This is a genomic window from Microcoleus sp. OTE_8_concoct_300, assembly GCF_031383065.1.
Lineage (GTDB): Bacteria > Cyanobacteriota > Cyanobacteriia > Cyanobacteriales > Microcoleaceae > Microcoleus.
Genome location: NZ_JANMZH010000263.1, coordinates 1 through 1432 on the forward strand (window position 1 = coordinate 1; position 1432 = coordinate 1432).

Annotated in this window: 2 pseudogenes; one reads left to right on the forward strand and one right to left on the reverse strand. The window is 37.9% G+C overall.

What is annotated here, in order from left to right:
- Nucleotides 1–164: pseudogene (locus tag ACUVJL_RS12395) on the forward strand (ISKra4 family transposase); the annotation flags it as partial.
- Between the two features lie 624 nt (nucleotides 165–788).
- On the opposite strand, the pseudogene ACUVJL_RS12400 reads toward ACUVJL_RS12395, so the two are convergent.
- Nucleotides 789–986: pseudogene (locus ACUVJL_RS12400) on the reverse strand (DUF4277 domain-containing protein); the annotation flags it as partial.
- Between the last annotated feature and the right edge of the window lie 446 nt (nucleotides 987–1432).

Sequence of the window (1432 nt, forward strand, 5' to 3'; positions counted from 1 at the left end):
TCTGTTCAATTGGTTCAGGAGCGGTAGAATCAGGCATTAAGCAAATAGGCAGACGAATTAAAATATCAGGAGCGAGTTGGAAATCAGAACATGTGGGACAAGTATTAGCTCATCGTTGTGCTTACTTAAACGGCTTAATTGTTAATCAGGGAAAACCTGCATGAGTATAATTGCTCACTGCAAAAGTGACATGCTCCCGATTACACTAGCATCTAATTCTAGTTTTTCTTGAACTTTAAATATGAAGCGAGAGCTTGATTTGGCAGTAGATATAATCACATTTTTGTCGGTTTTTTCGCTCGCTTTTGTGCTAATTTGAGTTAAATTGTAATACTTTAGTTGTTGGAATAAGCGATGGGCTGCTGAAGAGGAATCTGCTGAACAAGCAAATTCAATATTTGATAATTCTGGTAATTTTTTTTGAGCCTCAACTTCAGCTTTTTGGAGATTCTTTTCTAATTTAGGTCAGATTCACCGCGAAAACTGCTCTCTACCACTAACTATCTTTGTGCAATTCCACCATAATTACTTCTCTGTTCTGACCAACGATATCCTATCACAGAACTGTCGCTAAATTCTGTGATTTTTTGAGATACCATTTGCTGCGCTTGTTTAAGGCTGAGTGGCACACGAGTGAACCATCTTAAGTTGGTTGGTTAACATTTCTAAGTTGCGATCTGTATATGATGCACTGTCAGCTACCATTAAACTGTCGAGATTTAATTGTTTTTTAAAGTCTTGACAAATTGAGGCGAATATGGAACTATCTGATTCGTTTCTTGAAGCTATAAGTATAATGGGGCAGAGACGACGCCCAATCCCTTGATAATCATGGCTTTAACTACCAAACCGGGGCTGACAATTTCACCTGGTTGTTCGCCTACTAACTCATTGATTTTTTGCACGATTCCTATTTCATCAATTAGACCTGCTATCAAACCTAGGTGGTCTAAGTTTTCTAATGTTATTTCAGTTGCTTTCTGCACTTTTCTGTTAAATCGTGATTTTATTGTTTCTCTTGACTTGAGTTGACACTATTTTTGGCTGATGATTGACACTCGGTTGCGATCGCAATTAACGCATTTTGGTCCTCAATCCTGTTACAGAGTCTAATTTTAACTGCCATGACTATTTAACTCACGCCCCAGCCTCAATTTTCAGCAATGGACAACTGGGTAATGCTTCGTTACCTAATTTTCTAAGTTTTTTTACTCACTATTGTCTCCGAAGATCGACTTTGAACTACTCAATTCGCGTAGGTGCCAGTTGGGGGGTGCGGAATGTGGGTTAAAACCCACATTCCGCAGATATTCAAGCAGATTTAATTTCAAAGAAATTCAGAATTGCCAAAACCTCAAATGATTGCATAGCAATCATTTGAGGTTTTTTTAAGGTATAATAATTTGTGCCAGTATAGCAACCTTCAAAACGA